Source organism: Flavobacterium resistens (assembly GCF_900182645.1).
GTDB classification, from domain to species: Bacteria; Bacteroidota; Bacteroidia; order Flavobacteriales; family Flavobacteriaceae; genus Flavobacterium; species Flavobacterium resistens.
Genome location: NZ_FXTA01000004.1, coordinates 222,523 through 241,431 on the forward strand (window position 1 = coordinate 222,523; position 18,909 = coordinate 241,431).

Annotated in this window: 11 protein-coding genes; 8 read left to right on the top strand and 3 right to left on the bottom strand. The window is 35.1% G+C overall.

The window, feature by feature from the left end; all coding sequences use genetic code 11:
- The first annotated feature begins 11 nt into the window (after nucleotides 1–11).
- From FN795_RS15655 to FN795_RS15685, 7 genes are all read left to right on the top strand, one after another.
- Nucleotides 12–2,405: a glycoside hydrolase family 31 protein gene (locus FN795_RS15655; RefSeq protein ID WP_142451462.1), complete on the top strand. Its 2,394-nt coding sequence runs from the start codon at nucleotides 12–14 to the stop codon at nucleotides 2,403–2,405.
- 260 nt (nucleotides 2,406–2,665) lie between these two features.
- On the top strand, nucleotides 2,666–4,672 hold the full coding sequence (locus tag FN795_RS15660) for a glycoside hydrolase family 97 protein (RefSeq protein ID WP_142451463.1): 2,007 nt from the start codon (nucleotides 2,666–2,668) through the stop codon (nucleotides 4,670–4,672).
- Between the two features lie 93 nt (nucleotides 4,673–4,765).
- Complete coding sequence (locus FN795_RS15665; protein WP_142451464.1) at nucleotides 4,766–6,337, top strand: GH39 family glycosyl hydrolase; 1,572 nt, start codon at nucleotides 4,766–4,768, stop codon at nucleotides 6,335–6,337.
- A gap of 87 nt (nucleotides 6,338–6,424) precedes the next feature.
- Nucleotides 6,425–8,662: a glycoside hydrolase family 3 C-terminal domain-containing protein gene (locus tag FN795_RS15670; protein WP_142451465.1), complete on the top strand. Its 2,238-nt coding sequence runs from the start codon at nucleotides 6,425–6,427 to the stop codon at nucleotides 8,660–8,662.
- A gap of 90 nt (nucleotides 8,663–8,752) precedes the next feature.
- Nucleotides 8,753–10,261: a cellulase family glycosylhydrolase gene (locus FN795_RS15675; protein WP_142451466.1), complete on the top strand. Its 1,509-nt coding sequence runs from the start codon at nucleotides 8,753–8,755 to the stop codon at nucleotides 10,259–10,261.
- Nucleotides 10,262–10,371: 110 nt separating this feature from the next.
- Nucleotides 10,372–12,318, top strand: a complete 1,947-nt coding sequence (locus FN795_RS15680) for a sialate O-acetylesterase (RefSeq protein ID WP_142451467.1) — start codon at nucleotides 10,372–10,374, stop codon at nucleotides 12,316–12,318.
- 244 nt (nucleotides 12,319–12,562) lie between these two features.
- Nucleotides 12,563–14,971 (top strand): glycoside hydrolase family 95 protein, encoded by a 2,409-nt coding sequence (locus FN795_RS15685; protein WP_142451468.1) that lies wholly within the window; start codon nucleotides 12,563–12,565, stop codon nucleotides 14,969–14,971.
- Between the two features lie 296 nt (nucleotides 14,972–15,267).
- Here FN795_RS15685 and FN795_RS15690 read toward each other — a convergent pair whose 3' ends face one another.
- The 3 genes from FN795_RS15690 to FN795_RS15700 form a co-directional block, all read right to left on the bottom strand.
- On the bottom strand, nucleotides 15,268–15,942 hold the full coding sequence (locus FN795_RS15690) for a hypothetical protein (protein WP_142451469.1): 675 nt from the start codon (nucleotides 15,940–15,942) through the stop codon (nucleotides 15,268–15,270).
- 5 nt (nucleotides 15,943–15,947) lie between these two features.
- Nucleotides 15,948–16,940 carry an alpha/beta fold hydrolase gene (locus tag FN795_RS15695; protein ID WP_142451470.1) on the bottom strand — a complete coding sequence of 331 codons (993 nt, stop codon included), beginning with the start codon at nucleotides 16,938–16,940 and terminating at the stop codon, nucleotides 15,948–15,950.
- Between the two features lie 210 nt (nucleotides 16,941–17,150).
- Entirely contained in the window at nucleotides 17,151–18,251 is a 1,101-nt protein-coding gene (locus FN795_RS15700) for a helix-turn-helix domain-containing protein (RefSeq protein ID WP_142451471.1), read from the bottom strand.
- A gap of 199 nt (nucleotides 18,252–18,450) precedes the next feature.
- Here FN795_RS15700 and FN795_RS15705 point away from each other — a divergent pair, with 199 nt between their 5' ends.
- The gene (locus tag FN795_RS15705; RefSeq protein WP_132988675.1) at nucleotides 18,451–18,909 is read left to right on the top strand and encodes a Panacea domain-containing protein; all 459 of its coding nucleotides are present in this window, start codon (nucleotides 18,451–18,453) and stop codon (nucleotides 18,907–18,909) included.

The following is an 18,909-nucleotide window of genomic DNA, read 5'->3' on the forward strand; positions in this document are numbered from 1 at the left end:
ATAAAAACACAATGAAAAAAATACAAATAGCTTCCTTGTCTCTTTTTGCAAGTTTGCTGCTGACGCCAAAAGCATCGGCACAAATCCAAAATGCAGATGTTTTAAATGCTCCGATAGATATCAGTAAAGATTTTCAGAATTACCTGAACACTTTTTATTTTGCTGATGAATTGACAAATTTTGATCCTGCAACCGGAAAAGGAACTATAAAGTATTTGAGATACAATTATAAAACGCGTCAGGCTTTCAACAACATGATGATGAAACCGGATACGGAAAAACCAAATGAATTCCCAACAACAGAATACGAAGTTTCGCCTGAATTGCCTTTCCAGATTCAGTTTGTTTCAGACAGAACAATCCGTATCAAAACGACTTCCGGACCGCAATTTCATCCTGAAAAGGAATCTTTAATGCTGATTAACGGCGTTGCGCCAAATCATCCGGAATTATGGAAATATTCTAAAATTGAAGGTGGTCACAGTTACACCAGCAAACATGGAAGAGTTGAAATTTTGACCAAACCATGGCACGTAAAAATCTACGATGAGAACGGAAAATTGTTGACAAGCACACTTCACGATTCTGATTTTAAAAATACTTATACGCCAACACTTCCGTTCTCGTATGTTCGCAGAAACAGCGATTATTCAAGAAGTATGGGCGCTGCTTTCAGCTTAGAACCAGATGAAAAAATATTTGGTTGTGGAGAATCTTTCACACAATTCAACAAACGCGGTCAAAAAGTAGTTTTATGGACCGATGATGCAAACGGAATTCAGAATGAAACCATGTACAAACCGGTTCCGTTTTATATGAGTAGCCGTGGTTACGGGGTTTTCATGCATCATTCAACTCCAATTACAGTTGATTTTGGAAGATATTTTGGAAGTGCTAACGAAATGTACATTGGTGATGACGAAGCCGATTTATTTTTCTTCATCGGTGAACCAAAAGACGTTTTAGATCAATACACAGATTTAACCGGAAAAGCTGCCATGCCACCGCTTTGGTCTTTCGGATTCTGGATGAGCCGAATCACTTATTTCTCTGAAAAAGAAGGAAGAGATGTAGCAAGAGATTTACGCAAATACAAAATCCCAACCGATGTTATTCATTTTGACACGGGCTGGTTTGATGTAGATTGGAGAAACAATTATGAATTTGCAAAATCTCGTTTTCCAGACGCTACAAAAATGATGTTTGATTTGAAAGAAGACGGCTTCCATGTATGTCTTTGGCAATTGCCTTATTTTACTCCAAAGAATACTTTGTTCCCTGAAATCATGGACAAAAATTTAGCGGTTAGAGACAGAAAAGGAAATCTTCCTTACGAAGATGCAGTTTTAGATTTTTCAAATCCTGAAACGGTTACTTGGTACCAAGGAAAACTAAAGAAATTATTTGACGAAGGAGTTTCTGTTTTCAAAGTTGATTTTGGAGAAGCCGCACCGCCAGACGGAATTTACCATTCTGGAAGAACTGGTTTTTACGAACATAATTTATATCCTTTAAGATACAATAAGGCTGTAGCCGAAATTACGCAAAAAGAAAAAGGTTATACTTTAATTTGGGCAAGAAGTACTTGGGCAGGATCGCAGCGTTATCCATTACACTGGGGTGGAGATGCTGAAACTTCAAACGGTGCAATGTCTGCAGAATTACGAGGCGGACTTTCATTAGGCCTAAGTGGATTCAGTTTCTGGAGTCATGATGTTGGAGGATTTGCTACAAAATCACCTGAGAATTTATACAGAAGATGGGCGCCTTTCGGAATGTTCACTTCTCACGTAAGAAGCCACGGTGAGCCTCCGCGCGAACCTTGGTTGTACAGCAAAGATTTCTTGGAAGGTTTCAGAAAAGTAGATAATATGCGTTATGAATTAATGCCGTATATCTACGCTCAGGCGAAAGAAAGTTCTCAAAAAGGTTTGCCAATGATGCGTGCTTTATTCGTAGAATATCCAAATGATCCGGGAGCTTGGTTAGTAGACAATGAATATTTATTTGGTTCAAGCATTTTGGTTGCACCACTTTTTGAAGAAGTTACAGAAAGAGACGTTTATCTTCCGGAAGGAACATGGATCGATTATCAAACTAAAAAAGTATACCAATCTGGATGGCATAAAATTAAAGCTGGCGAAGTGCCAATAGTGGTTTTAGTAAAAGATGGAACTGCAATTCCACATATCGCTTTAGCGCAATCCACAAAAGATATGGATTGGAGTAAATTGACGTTGAAAGTTTACGCCAGCGACAAAACCACTTCGGCGACAGCCAAAGTATTTTTACCAGAAGGAGATAAAGTACAAGAAATAAAAGTGACCAAAAACGGAAACAATTTTGATGTCGCTTCAAATCCATTAAATGGAAAAACCACTTTTAAAACGGAGTGGGTAAAATAAATTACGTGAGTTTTTTTAACACATAGAAACATAGGTTTTTTATTCTTGAAAAGTAGACAAAAAAGAAACTCGTTTCTTAACATATAGTTACTATGTGTATTTGTGTAAGTGAAACGCCTTTTTATAAGTTTAGTAAAGCTATGTTTCTATGTGTTAAAAAAAATCACAGACAATATTAAAAATAAGTTTTTGTTGAGTTTTTAAATCGGGCGGAAGCCTAAATTCGTCCGATTTATTAAAAATGAATTAAGAAAAATATCATGAAAAAACATCTGATTCTTCCTGCCTTATTACTTTCAATTTCGATTGGATACAGCCAGAAAAATAAAAATGCATACGAACTGGCTTCGCCAAACGGACAAAATAAAATCAAATTTGAGTTAGTAAAAAATGCTCCTAAATATGCAGTTTCTCACGGAAAGACAGAAGTAATTTCTCCGTCTGATATGGGATTTGTATTGAAAGGAAACGAAGACTTAAGTTCAAACTTTGAAATAAAAGGAGCTAAAACTTCTTCTTTTGATGAAACTTGGGAACAAGTTTGGGGAGAAAAGAAAAATATCAGAAATCATTACAATCAGCTTTCAGTTCAATTACAGCAAAAAAGCGGTAATAAACGAAAACTTGAAATTCAGTTTCGTGCTTTCGATGACGGAGTTGCCTTCCGATATGTTTATCCAAAACAAAATGTAAAAGATAGTATTTTCATTATGGATGAAAAAACAACTTTTAATTTAAAAGAAGATGGAAAAGCATGGTGGATTCCAGCAAACAGAGAAAATCGCGACGAATATCTTTTTAAAGATGCGCCGGTAAGTACTTTGGATACGGTTTTGACTCCGCTAACAATCGAAAGCAAAAGCGGTTTGGCTTTGAGTTTTCATGAAGCAAATTTGGTTGATTTTGCCAGTATGACTTTGGTAAACAATAAAGGAACCGAATTAAAATCGGATTTAGTGCCGTGGGCTGATGGTATAAAAGTTCGTGTAAAAGATACTTTCACATCTTCTTGGAGAACCATTCAAATTGGAGAAAATCCAGGCGAATTGATTACTTCTTATTTGGTTTTAAACTTAAATGAACCAAACAAATTAAAAAACACAAACAGTTATTTCAGACCTTATAAATATTTAGGAATTTGGTGGGGAATGCATATCGGGAAATATACATTTTGGGAAAGCGATAAACAAGGCGCAACAACCAAACACGCTGAAGAATACATTGATTTTACTGCGAAAGAAGGTTTCCATCATTTATTGATTGAAGGCTGGAACAAAGGCTGGACTCCGGGTTGGTATGAAAACCGTATGCACATGTTCAGCTTCACAAAAAGCGCAGACAATTTTGACTTAGAAAAAGTCGTAGAATATGGAAAGAAAAATAATGTAGAACTTATTGGCTACCACGAAACAGGCTCCAACTTAATTAACTATTTAAAAGAAGTTGATGAAGGTTTTGCTTTATACAAAAAAATGGGAATTCATACGGTAAAAATTGGTCACGTAGGTTCTAAATTAAATATGAAACAAATGCACTTTGGGCAGTTTGGGGTAAACTATTTCAGATATATTTTAGAAAAAGCGGCTCAATATGATTTGGCGGTTTTATATCATGAATCGATAAAAGATACAGGAGAAAGAAGAACTTTTCCGAACATGGTTTCAAGAGAAGCCGCGCGCGGACAAGAATATAACGCTTGGAGCGAAGGAAATCCGCCAAATCATTTGACGATTATTCCGTTTACAAGATTGCTTTCTGGTCCAATGGATTTCACACCTGGAATTTTTGATGTTGAGGTAAAACAAGGTTATCCGGGAAAAAGAATTCAAGGAACAGTTGGTCAGCAATTGGCATTATATGTAACGATTTATGCACCAATTCAAATGTTGGCCGATCTTCCGGAAAACTACGAAGGAAAACCTGCTTTACAATTCTTAAAAGATGTTCCGACAGATTGGGAAGACACTAAAATCTTAGAAGGAAAAATTGGTGAATACATTACAACAGCAAGAAAAGACAGAAACAGCGCCAATTGGTATTTAGGAACTTTGACCAATGAAAAACCAAGAAATGTAGAAGTTTCATTATCATTCTTAGATCCAAACGCAACTTACGAAGCACAGATTTATGTAGATGCCGAAGGAACAGATCAAACGCACAATCCAGAAGCAGTGGCAATTTCGAAAAAAACAGTAAAAGCTTCAGATAAATTACAATTGAAATTAGGTGGAGCTGGCGGTGGAGCAGTGAGATTTAAAAAATTGTAATTTGAGTTAGAAGTTAAATATTAGAAGTAAAAAGTTAAACCCGACAGGTTTTAAAAATCTTGTCGGATTTGGTAACGAAATAAACATTTTCAGATGAAAAGAATTTTAATAGTGCTAGTTTTAATTCATTCAATCCATATCATTGGACAAAACAATAATGCTGAAAATCGAACCATAAAAGTTGATTACAAAAAAGAAGCAGGAAAATTAAATACCATGTTTAAAGAATGCATCGGCGCTGGTAGAGCAAACGAGGGTCTTCGAGCAGATTGGCAACAGCAATTGGCATTGGTTAAAAAAGAATGCGATTTTAAATATATTAGATTTCATGGTTTATTGTCTGATGATATGGCCGTTTACCGCGAAGATTCAAAAGGAAATCCGGAATATAATTATCAATACGTCGATGTTTTGTTCGATTATATTGTGAGTCTGAAAATGAAACCATTTGTAGAATTAGGTTTTATGCCGAATGCTTTGGCAAGTGGAAAAGAAACTATTTTTTGGTGGAAAGGAAATGTAACACCTCCGAAAGATTATAAAAAATGGGAAGATTTAGTTCGAAATTTGACTCAGCATTTTAAGGAACGTTACGGCGATGAAGAAGTAAAATCATGGTATTTTGAAGTTTGGAATGAACCGAATTTATCGCCAGGTTTTTGGACAGGAACTCAAGCAGAATATTTTAAATTATACGATTATGCGGCTCGTGGCATAAAAGCGGTGAATCCTGCGTACAAAGTTGGTGGACCAGCGACAGCAGGTTCAGGCTGGGTTTCGGAAACTATTGATTTTTGTGCTAAAAATAATGTTCCGATAGATTTTGTTTCGACACATACTTACGGAGTAAAACAAGGATATTTGGATGAATTTGGAACATCGGGAACGGTTTTGAATCAAGACGAATGGAGTGTAAGTGGCGAAATTATCAATTCTAGAAAACTGATTACCAATTCGGCTAAACCAAATCTAGAATTGCATTATACAGAATGGAGTTCATCATACACGCCTGCAGATCCAATTCACGATAGTTATCATTCGGCAGCATATATTCTACAAAAAATAAAACAAGTTGGCAATGCGGTAAACTCTATGTCGTATTGGGTTTTTACAGATATTTTTGAAGAAGCCGGACCAAGATTTACGCCTTTCCACGGAGGTTTCGGATTATTGAATACGCAGGGAATTAAAAAACCGGCTTATTTCTCTTATGCTTTTCTGAATAAATTAGGAGAAACAGAACTTCAAAATTCAGATAAAACTTCTTGGACAACAAAAAATGCAAAAGGCGATGTTCAAATTTTGCTTTGGGATTTTACTAATACACATCCGGGTGATAAAGTTTGGAACCAAATATACTACGTTCAAGATTTGCCATCCAAAGAAAAAGGAAAAGTAAAAATTGAAGTTGACGGACTTCAAAAAGGAAAATATATTTTAGAGATTTATAAAGTAGGTTACAAAGTTAATGACGCTTACACAGATTATTTAACTTTGAAAAAACCAAGTCAGTTAACTCGTGAGCAGGTTAATTCGATAAAAGAGAAAAATAACGGCGCACCAATTTCAACAGAAAAAATTACAATTGATGCAAAAGGGAATTTTAGTAGAGATTTTAAAATCAATGAAAACGATGTTATTTTTCTAAATTTAATTAAACAATAAAGTAAAAACCACAAACATATATTAACCGAGTTTAAAGAAGTTGTGTGAGGAACAAAATCTTTGAATCCAAAAAACATCTAACTATCTATGAAAAACAAAATGATATACTTGTCGGCAGCTCTGGCTTTTGTGTTGTTTTCTTCTTGTAAAAATGATTCAAAATCTGAAGTTTCAGAAACAGTTCAAACGGAAGAATATAAAGGAAAAGAAATAAGTTCAGAGTTTGACGGCGAAATTGATAAACTGGTTTCTCAATTAACACTTGAGGAAAAAATTGGAATGCTTCACGGAAACAGCATGTTCAGTACCGGAGCAGTAGAACGTTTAGGCATTCCCGAATTAAAAATGGCGGATGGACCATTGGGAGTTCGTGAGGAAATTTCCAGAGACAGCTGGGCACCAGCCGGATTAACAAATGATTTTGCAACTTATTATCCTGCAGGAGGCGGTTTGGCAGCAACTTGGAATGCTGAAATGGCGCATACTTTCGGGAATAGTTTGGGAGAAGAGTTGCGCGCAAGAGATAAAGACATGTTGCTTTCTCCAGCAATTAATATGGTTAGAACGCCGCTTGGAGGAAGAACATATGAATATATGTCTGAAGATCCATTTTTGAATAAAAAAATCGCTGTGCCTTTGATCGTTGGTTTACAGGAAAAAGACGTAATGGCTTGCGTAAAACATTATGCAGCAAACAATCAGGAAACCAATCGTGATTTTGTAGATGTTCAAATTGATGAAAGAACACTTCGCGAAATTTATCTTCCGGCATTTGAAGCTTCAGTAAAAGAAGCAAAATCGTATGCGATAATGGGCGCTTACAATAAATTCAGAGGAGAATATTTATGTGAAAACGATTATATGCTGAATAAAATTCTTCGTGACGAATGGGGATTTAAAGGCGTTGTAGTTTCAGATTGGGCAGCGGTTCATTCAACGGCAAAATCCCTAAAAAGTGGATTGGATATTGAAATGGGAACGCCAAAACCTTTCAATGAATTTTTCTTGGCAGATAAATTAATCGCGGCAGTGAAAGCAGGAGAAATTTCAGAAGCTGAAATTGATTTGCATGTAAAACGCATTTTAAGAGTTTTGTTCCAAGTAAAAGCAATGGGCGGAAAAGAGCGTGAAAAAGGAAGCATTGCTACTGAAGCACATTATCAAGATGCTTACAAAATCGCTGCTGAAGATATTGTTTTATTGAAAAATAATAACAACGCGTTACCACTAAAACTGGATGGAGTTAAATCTATTGCTGTAATTGGAAATAATGCAACAAAGAAAAATTCTCTTGGTGGATTTGGTGCCGGAGTAAAAACAAAAAGAGAAGTTACACCGCTTGAAGGTTTAAAAAATAGATTGCCTTCATCTATAAAAATCAATTATGCCGAAGGTTATTTAGAACGTTACGACGAAAAAAATAAAGGGAAATTAGGAGATATTACTTTAAACGGTCCTGTAACTATTGACGAATTAGATCCGGCAAAAGTTCAGGAAGCAGTTGAAGCAGCTAAAAAATCTGATGTTGCGGTGATTTTTGCTGGTTCAAATCGTGATTACGAAACTGAAGCTTCTGATAGAAGAACGTTGAAATTGCCTTTTGGACAGGAAGAATTAATCAAAAAAGTATTGGCAGTAAACCCAAAAACAATTGTAGTTTTTGTTGCCGGAGCTCCATTTGATATTGATGAAATTACTAAAAAATCGCCTGCTGTGGTTTGGAGTTGGTTTAATGGTTCTGAAGGAGGAAATGCATTAGCCGATGTCATTTTAGGAAAAGTAAATCCGTCAGGAAAATTGCCTTGGACAATGCCTAAAAATATTATGGATTCGCCAGCACATGCTACAAACAGTTTTCCGGGAGGAAAGTCGGTGAATTATGCTGAGGGACTTTTGATAGGTTACCGTTGGTTTGATACTAAAAATATTGCGCCTTTATTTCCTTTTGGTTACGGACTTTCATACACGACTTTTGCTATCGAAAATAGTAAAACGGATAAAACTTCTTATACTTCAAACGAAATTATTTCTGTTTCTGTTGATGTAAAAAACACAGGAAAAGTTGACGGAAAAGAAGTTGTTCAAGTGTATTCTTCAAAAGCAGGTTCTAAAGTGACTCGTGCTTCTAAAGAATTAAAAGGTTTCAAAAAAGTATTGGTAAAATCGGGAAGTTCTGAAACGGTTACTATCCAAATTCCAGTTAAAGAATTAGCCTATTATGATGTTTCGGCTAAAAAATGGACGGTTGAACCAGGAAAATATACGTTGAAAATTGGAAACTCATCAAGAGATATCAAAAAAGAGATTGCCATAACAATTCAATAAGAAGGTTGTTATTTTTTATAATAAGTTGAATAATGAATGAAGCGAACTGAAAACCAGTTCGCTGTTGCTTAATTTTTTAAATTATTTAAAATGAAAAAAACAATACAGAAGTACATATTTAGCATCGCATCATTAATTGTATTTTTTGGCGTTTTGGCTTGCAGTGCTGATAAAGAAACACCGCAAAATTTAACCATAAATGCATTAACAGTTAATAAAAATGCTATTGAAGCCAATAGTACAGAAACTACGACGGATATAACAATTCAGACAGATGTTACAGCTTGGCTGATGAATAGCACAAGTTCAAGCTGGATTAAATTTAGTCAGGCAGGAGGAACATCAGGGAGTACTACTGTAAAAATTACGGTTTTAGAAAACACAGCAAATTCGGCAAGAACAGGAACAATTAAACTAACTTCTGGTCAGGCAGAACCTGTTGAAATTACTGTTTCCCAAAAAGCGGTAGTTCCTGCAAAAATTGAATATCCAAGTTATAATACGAGTCCGCTTGCAGCTGATGCATCTGGAATGTCAAGTACCGCAGTACAATTGGCAGCAAAAATAAAATTGGGCTGGAATATTGGAAATACTATGGAAGCTACTGGCGGTGAAACAGCTTGGGGAAATCCAAAAATTACAAAACAGCTGATTGATTTAGTTAAAGCAAATGGTTTTAACGCGATTAGAATTCCATGTTCTTGGAATCAATATTTGGCAAATGCAAAAACGGCTGAGTTAAAAGCAGAATGGCTGAACCGAGTAAAAGAAGTAGTTCAGTATTGCGTAGACAATGATATGTATGTTTTGGTAAATGTACACTGGGATGGTGGTTGGCTGGAAAATAATGTTACCGAAGCCAAAAAAGAAGAAAATAACGCAAAGCAAAAAGCGTTCTGGGAACAAATAGCAACAACTTTACGCGGATTTGACGAACATTTATTATTTGCAAGCGCGAATGAACCAAATGTAGAAGACGCCACACAAATGGCCGTTTTAAATTCCTATCATCAAACTTTTATCGATGCTGTTCGTTCAACTGGAGGAAAAAATGCGTATCGTATTTTAGTAGTTCAGGGACCTTCGACAGATATTGAAAAAACGAACAAATTAATGTTGACTTTGCCAACAGATAAAGTGGCAAATCGTTTAATGGCTGAGGTGCATTTTTACACTCCATATCAATTTTGTCTAATGGACAAAGATGCTGATTGGGGAAAAATGTTCTATTATTGGGGAAGCGGTTTCCATTCAACAACTGATGTTTCGCGAAATGCAACTTGGGGCGAAGAAGCTGATTTAGATAAACTTTTCAAATCTATGAAAACGCAGTTTGTAGACAAAGGAATTCCGGTTTTATTGGGAGAATTTGGAGCAATCAGAAGAACGACTTTAACTGGTGCCGATTTGATTTTACATCTAGCTTCAAGAGCTTACTTTTTAAAATATGTGGTAAAACAGTCTAAGGCAAACGGAATTTTGCCATTTTATTGGGATGCCGGAAATACAGGAAATAATGGATCAGCCATTTTTGATCGATCAAATAATACAGTTTTCGATACTCAAGCTTTAAATGCGATGATTGAAGGACTGCAATAAATAACATATATTTGATTATATATTTAACTGCAAAGTTCGCAATCCCGATAGCTATCGGGATTGCGAACTTTGCGGTTAATTTTTAAAGTTAAATTTTTAAAATAAAGAAAATGAAGAAATTGATAAGCTTTCTTTTTTTGGTATGTGGTATAATGGCAAATGCTAATATCAAAATGCCTTTGCTATTTTCAGACGGAATGGTATTACAGCGCAATAAAGCAATTCCAGTTTGGGGTTTTGCCGATGTAAATGAAAAAGTAGAAATTCATTTCAACAAACAAATCAAAAAAACGCAAGCCGATAAAAACGGAAAATGGACCATCAATTTAGATGCTGAAAAAGCGGGCGGGCCTTTTGAACTTGTTATCATCGGAAAAAATAAAATTACGATTAAAGATGTTTTAGTTGGCGAAGTTTGGATTTGCAGCGGACAATCGAATATGGAATTTCAGGTTTTCAAAACCATGAATGCCGAAAAAGAAATGAATAATGCTGACTATCCAATGATTCGTCATTTTGGAGTTGCGCAGGATTTAAGCGGGAAACCGAAAGACGATTTAAAAGCCGGAAAATGGGAAGTTTCAAGCAAAGAAACAGTCGGCAATTTTACTGCAGTTGGATTTTATTTCGCCAGAAAATTATATGCCGAATTAAAAATCCCAATCGGAATTATCAATACATCTTGGGGTGGAACCAATGTCGAAACCTGGACAAGCCGTGAAGCATTTCAAAATAGTGCAGAATTCAAAAACATGATTGCCGATGTTCCAGTAATGAATGTCGATTCTATTTCTGTTTTATACGCAAAGCGAATGAAAGAAAGGGTTGAGAAAATTCAAGGAACTTCAGTAAGTACAGCAAATGAAAATACTTTCAAAGAACTTTCTTTTGATGATAATTCCTGGGGCGAATTAATTACACCAAGTTTATGGGAGAATCAGCCTTTAGGTGATTTAGATGGTGTGGTTTGGATGCGAAAAACCATAACACTTTCAGCAGAAGATATTAAAAATAAAGCAACTTTAAGTTTAGCAAAAGTCGACGACGAAGATATTACTTATGTAAACGGAATCGAAGTCGGTAAAAACACGCAATGGGATTTTAAAAGAGTATATCAAATTCCGGAAAATGTTCTAAAAGAAGGAAAAAATGTAATCGCTGTTCGAATTGTTGATAACAGTGGCGGTGGCGGAATTTATGGAGAATCGGAAGATTTAAAATTAACGGTGGGAAGTAAAGTAATTCCGCTTGCCGGGAAATGGAAATTCAGAGTAATTGTTGTAAAAACTGCTTTATCGCCAAATAGCTATCCGTCATTATTATATAACGCAATGGTAAATCCGTTGGTTCCTTATGCAATTGAAGGCGTTTTATGGTATCAGGGCGAAGCGAATGTTTGGAGAGCAAATCAGTATAAAAAAGCATTTCCGTTAATGATCACCGATTGGAGAACAAAATTCAAACAAGGCGATTTTCCTTTTTATTTCGTTCAATTATCAACTTTTGATGAAACCGGAGGAAACAGCAAAAAAGGAAGCCGTTGGGCAGAACTTCGCGAAGCACAGTCTGAAACTTTAAAATTGAAAAATACCGGAATGGCTGTTACCACAGATATCGGAAATGCAAAAGATATTCACCCAACAAACAAACAAGATGTTGGATTGCGTCTTGCAGCAATTGCATTAAATAATGTTTACAGCAAAAAACAGGTTTTCAGCGGACCAACATATAAATCTCAAGAAATAAAAGGGAATGAAATTATTTTGACTTTCGATCACATCGGCAGCGGATTATCAACGCCAAATAACGATGAATTAAAAGGTTTTGAAATCGCAGGCGCAGATAAAGTTTTTCATTCCGCGAAAGCGATAATAAAAGACAATAAAATAATTGTTTCAAGTGACAAAGTTCAAAATCCTGTTGCGGTTCATTACGGCTGGGCAGACGACGACACACAAATTAATCTTTTCAATAAAGAAAAATTTCCAGCTTCGCCTTTCAGAACTGATAATTGGGAAATGATTACAGCAAACGAAATATATAAGGTGAGTAAATAGTAATTAGTGAATAGTAATTAGTGAATAGTCATTAGTGAATAGTCATTAGTGAATAGTCATTAGTGAATAGTCATTAGTAAAAGTTTCTGGCGTGATCCCGCTATCTTAACGGGACCGAGCTATACGCTCCGCGGTGGCGGATAGCTCCTATCCCTCACGCACATAAAATGTCTATAAATACAAATGAAAATTCCTCAGGAATGATTAATATTGTAGAAACTACACTTCTAACCAAAATGCAATCATGAATTCAAAACTCATAAAAAAAATATTCTTTGTTTTACTTCTTACATTTTACGGCATAAACATTTCGGCGCAGTCGAATCATATTTTGTGGTATAAACAGCCAGCCGAATTTTTTGAAGAAAGCCTTGTTTTAGGAAACGGAAAAATGGGAGCAACTGTTTTTGGTGGTGCAAATTCAGATAAAATTTATCTGAATGACATTACGCTTTGGTCGGGTGAACCTGTAAATGCTAATATGAATCCGGAAGCTTACAAAAACATTCCGGCAATTCGAGAAGCTTTAAAAAATGAAAATTATAAACTGGCCGAAGAATTAAATAAAAAAGTTCAAGGCAAAAACTCGGAATCGTATTCGCCTTTAGGAACATTAGAAATCAATAATTCCGAAAAAGGAAGTGCTGTAAATTATCATCGCGAACTCGATCTTTCAAATGCAATTTCAAAAGTAAGTTACGAAATGGCAGGCATAAAATATACACGTGAATATTTTGTGTCAGCGCCAGATCAAATCATGATAATCAAATTAACAGCCGATCAAAAAGGCGCTTTGAATTTTGATGTTAATTTAAAAAGTCTGTTACAATCAAATGTCGAAGTGAAAGGTAATATATTGGTAATGACAGGTTCTGCGCCAATTCACGAAAATGCTGGATATACTGTTTTGCCAAAATACTTAAACATTAAAGAAAGAGGAACAAAATTTACGACTTTAGTTCAAATCAAAAAAACCGACGGAAAAATTACAAGTTCTCGGGAATCTTTAACTTTAAAAGATGCAACTGAAGCCATTATTTATGTTTCCGTTGCAACCAGTTTTAATGGTTTTGATAAAAATCCTGCAACTGAAGGTTTAGACGATATAACATTGGCATTGCAAAATTTGAACAAAGCGTACGCAAAACCATTCGATAAAATTAAAGAAAACCACATTGCTGATTATCAAAAATTCTTCAATCGTGTCGATTTAGACCTTGGAAAAACCACCGCGCCAGACTTACCAACAGATGAGCGTTTATTACGCTACGCCGACGGGAAAGAAGATAAAAATCTCGAAATTCTGTATTTTAATTTCGGGCGTTATTTGTTGATCAGTTCATCTCGAACAATTGGCGTTCCGGCAAATTTACAAGGACTTTGGAATCCGTATCTGAATCCGCCTTGGAGTAGCAATTATACCATGAATATTAATCTGGAAGAAAATTACTGGCTGGCAGAAAATACAAATCTTTCCGAAATGCATTTGCCTCTTTTAAGTTTTATAAAAAATCTTTCGGTAACAGGAAAAGTTACTGCAAAGACTTTTTATGGCATAAATGAAGGCTGGGCAGCGGCGCATAATTCGGATATTTGGGCAATGACTAATCCGGTTGGACAATTTGGAAAAGAAGAACCTATGTGGGCGTGTTGGCCAATTGCGGGCGCATGGCTGAGTACGCATATCTGGGAACATTATACTTTTACGAAAGATGTAGCTTATTTGAAAAAAGAAGGTTATCCGTTAATGAAAGGTGCAGCCGAATTTTGTTTAAACTGGCTTGTGACGGATAAAAACGGAAATTTAATAACATCGCCATCTACTTCGCCAGAAAATCAATATAAGTTGGCAGATGGTTTTGTCGGAGCTACTTTATATGGAGGAACTGCAGATTTGGCAATGATTCGCGAATGTTTTGATAAAACCATAAAAGCTTCAAAAGTGCTGAATACAGATGCTGCTTTTAGAGAAAAATTAGAAAAAGCGCTTGAGAAATTTCATCCATATCAAATTGGGAAAAAAGGAAATTTGCAAGAATGGTATTTTGACTGGGATGATAATGAGCCAAAACACCGTCATCAATCGCATTTATTCGGACTTTTTCCAGGAAATCATATTACGCCGTTAAAAACACCAGATTTGGCGGAAGCTTCGAGAAAAACGCTCGAAATAAAAGGCGACGAAACAACAGGTTGGTCAAAAGGTTGGAGAATTAATCTTTGGGCGCGACTTTGGGATGGAAATCGTGCTTATAAAATGTATCGCGAATTATTACGTTACGTAGATCCTGATAAAAAGAAAACCGAAAAGCCAAGACGAGGAGGAGGAACGTATCCAAATTTATTTGATGCGCATCCGCCATTTCAAATTGACGGAAATTTTGGTGGTGCAGCAGCCGTTGCCGAAATGTTGGTTCAGTCAGATGAAAATGAGATTCGTTTGCTTCCTGCTTTGCCTGACGCTTGGGAAGAAGGTGCTGTAAAAGGAATTTGCGCAAGAGGCGGATTTGAAATTGAAATGAACTGGAGCAACAAAACGATTCAAAAATTGATCGTTTCTTCTAAAATTGGAGGAAAAACAACTTTGATTTTCGGGGATAAAAAGCAGGAAATTGTTTTGAAAAAAGGAGAGAAGTTAGAAGTGAAATTCTAAATATTATTATGAAAACTATTGTCATCCTGAGCGAATTCGAAGGCTCGCATTGTAAAAAGAGGCTTCAACTTCGCTCAGCCTGACAAACTGAATAGTAAACCCGACAGGTTTTTAAAACTTGTCGGGTTTATTTCTGTGTATAAAAATTTAAACACATAGAAACATAGTATTCTTAGTGTGTAAAAGGCGTTTCACTTGTGCAAACAAACATAGACATAGCTATGTGTGAAAGCTGGCTTTTTAAATTATTCTTTCCGAAGATTAAAAAATCTATGTTTCTATGTGTTTTAAAAAAATCAATCCAATTTATAATTATAACCAATCTGTAAATAAAAAGGAATCAACGGCTCTGATTTAAAATCTTCGGTAATAACTTTTCCAGCTCTTAAAGTCAAATCGCTTCGGGCAAAAGAATAACCACCCTGAATTCCAAAGTTGAAATTTCCTCCTGTTGTGGGTTCAAACCAGCCATTTTTCACATCGGGATAAACTTCTTTATAGATGTCGGAATGTTTAAAATGTGTTACAATGGCTTTATCAAAACCAAATTCGCCTGCGACAAACCATTTTGGTTTATAATAACCAATTGTCGTTGAAGCATCGGCACCAAAATTCTGCAAAGTCAATAACGGATTTTCATATCGTCTGTAAATTCCATGAATTGCGGCATTAAAACGGAAATTTTTAATTTGGAAAACATTTATTTGTCCGCCAATTTTCGTTTTAAAATCATCAAAAATAACTTCGCCAGATGCTAAAGAAATTGAGCTTTCCAAAATAATTGGCATTTTGGTTTTTAAATGATAGCCGTAACTAAATCCGTAAACAAAACTATATTCCCAACCTGCATTTGCATTTAAAATGTGTTTTTCATTGTTTTTGAGATTTTCCCAATTAATGTTTTGGGCTTGTGAGAAATTAGATGTGAAAAGTGAAATGAGAAAAGTGATAAATACTAGTATTGCTTTCATGGCAGTTATTTTAATTCGTTTAAATACTTCAGGACAATCGGATGCACATTTTCCCATTTGAAATAAATCATTTCATGACCGGTTCCTTTTACTTCTGAAATTTCTGAATTAGGGAAATAAGCGGCTTCTTTTTGGGCAAACCTTAAACCATAAGATTGATTTAATTCTCCGTATAAAAACAAAACTTTAGTAGTGTATTGGTTGAGGTTTGTGGTAAAATCAAAACCATCATTTTCGGCGATATCGGTGAAACTTTCTAAAACTGTTGTGCCAATTCTCCAAAAAGGCGACGGTCCGGGAATGCCTTCTTTATTGCCTTTTGCATAAGAGAAACTCGAAGAAATTCCGTATTTATAATCCAGAATTTCATGTTGATTTTCTTTTCCGGTCAAAAATTGATCAGCGTATAAAAGATTGCTGGTAACTTCAGAAAAAATATTGATTTTACGGCTCATTTCGCCATAATCATCCAAAAGTTGTTTGTTTAATCCTCCTGGTTCAGCAAGAATTAATCCGTCGATTTTATCAGGATAGGAATTGACATACGCCGCTCCCAGCATTGCGCCCCAGGAATGTCCAAAAAGAAAAATTTTCTGATTTGGAAAAGTACGATAATATTGAATCACTTCTGTAAGATCATCTAAAACCAGCTGAATGGAATAACTGTTTTTGTCATGTCTTTTTGATAATCCAGAACCGCGCTGATCGTAAAAAATCACATAATAACCTTCATTGGCGAGTTGTTGTACATTGAGTCCGTTTCGATAATCAGAGCCAGGACCGCCGTGAAGAAATACCAACATCGGGTTGTTTGGATTGCCAAAAGTTTCTGCGTGAAGCTGTGTTCCGTTAATAAAAATAGAAGGTAATGAAGAATCCTGATCGACCGTTTTTGGAACTAGATTCCCAACTCCGTCAATTTCATTTTCATTTTCGCATCCAAGAAAAAAGAAAATTGAAATGGCTATTACAGCTGAATATAACATCTTATTTTTCATTGCATAATTTTTTAAAATTTTATGCAAAGATGTTGTTCAAACTAATGGTAATCGCCCCAACTTGTAAGGTGGTTCTTTTTTTAAAGATGCTAAGTTTTTTTGTGGTGAAATTTGCTCGCAAAGGTATGAAGTTATATTGCAACAGATTTTAGGATTAAAATGATTTAAAAATCTGTTTAAATCTCCGGAATCTGCAAGAAACAAAAAAACCTATTTCAAATACTCAGAAGGAGAAAGTCCGGTTGCTTTTTTGAAGTTTCGGTTAAAAGCTGTTTTTGAATTAAATCCGCATTCAAAAGCGACTGAAAGCAAAGTGAATTTTTGATTTTCGGGTAAAATAATCAGTTTTTTGAATTCTTGTACGCGTTGTGAATTTATGTAATCGTAAAAGTTTTTTTCCTCGGCAGAATTGATGACTTGAGAAAGGACATTTGAATGAATATTTAATTTTTGAGATAAATCGGCTAAAGTCAAATCTGGATTTTTATATAATTTTTCATTCGTCATAATCTGAGTTAATTTTTGATGTAAAAGTTGTAATTCAGAGTTGGTCAAACTTGATTTTTCGTATTTTATTTTTTCAGATGAATTTTCAGTTTCGATATTTTCTATAGAAGAAATATTAGGAATTTTGTTTTCAGATAAGGCCTGATTCGTGAAAATCCCAACTTGCTTTATCCCGAAATAGCCAATGAAAATCAGATAAAAAACAACAAATGAAAAAATATATTCATCATTAAATAAAATAACGACGAGCCAGATAATGCTTGAGCCGAGAATTAAATATTGTAGCCAGCGCAAATTGATTTTTTCAGTAGAAGAAAAAGCTTCAGAAATGTTTTTTCGATGTTTTGAAAGTTTTCGAAGCGAAAGTAAAGCATACGTGATTCCCGAAATTAAAATGGCACTGTATAAAATCAGAATCAGATTTTCATATCCTTTTCCTTCGTTTTGAAAAACCTTTAATTTCTCCTCAAAAGAAAGTTCAAAAAACGGAATGAGAATTAAACATGCCATTATAAAAGGCAAAAAGTGCAAAAGATTGTATTTTTTATGCTGATTCTGATTTGTCAATGCCGAAGTATATAAAAACAAAAATGGCCCTTGCAGCAAAGGCATTGGCAATTCAAAACCTAATAAATATGGAAATGAAGCAAAATCATTTTTATAATGCAGATAATACAAAAACAAGTGAAAGCCTGTAAAAAACAGCCAAAATGCCAAAATTTTATCAGCTTCGCTTTTATCTTTTTTGCTTGCCAGAATCACAACCAGAAAAAAGGTAATTATAATGCCTGTCAGGTACAACATATTGGTTTTGATTTTGGTGAAATCGGTTATTGGAAATTTGAGGCAATATAATTTATTTTGACCAGATTTTTATAGCGTGTTTATTGCTAAAAGGTAAAGTTTTTAAAGTAAAATCATTCATTTACACGATAATAACTTTTTCGGAGTTTTGACAGGAACTTATTTTAAGTAACTTTGAAAAAACAATAATTCTAAGAAAATGGCTTATAATCCTACTACGGTGGCCAATTATTTTATAGGAAAATATTCTAAAACGGGAAATTTGACGCCTATGAAAATAATTAAACTGACTTACATTGCGTACGGTTGGTATCTTGCATTGACCAATAAAGAAGAACGATTGATTGATGAAAAACCTATTGCGTGGGATTTTGGCCCGGTTTTTCCATCTTTATATTACAGCATCAAACAATACAAAAAGAATATTATTACGGAGCGAATTCCAAATCCGGTTAAAAATGAAAAAATTTCAACGGATGATGAGAAATTCTTAGATAAAATATGGGATTTGTACGGGCGTTTTGACGGAATTTATTTGAGCGCTTTAACACATACAGAAGGAACGCCTTGGACTAAAGTGTATCAAAAAGACACGAACGCCGTGATTTCTGATGACGATATTTACGACCATTATAAAACCAAACTTAAACCGATTTAA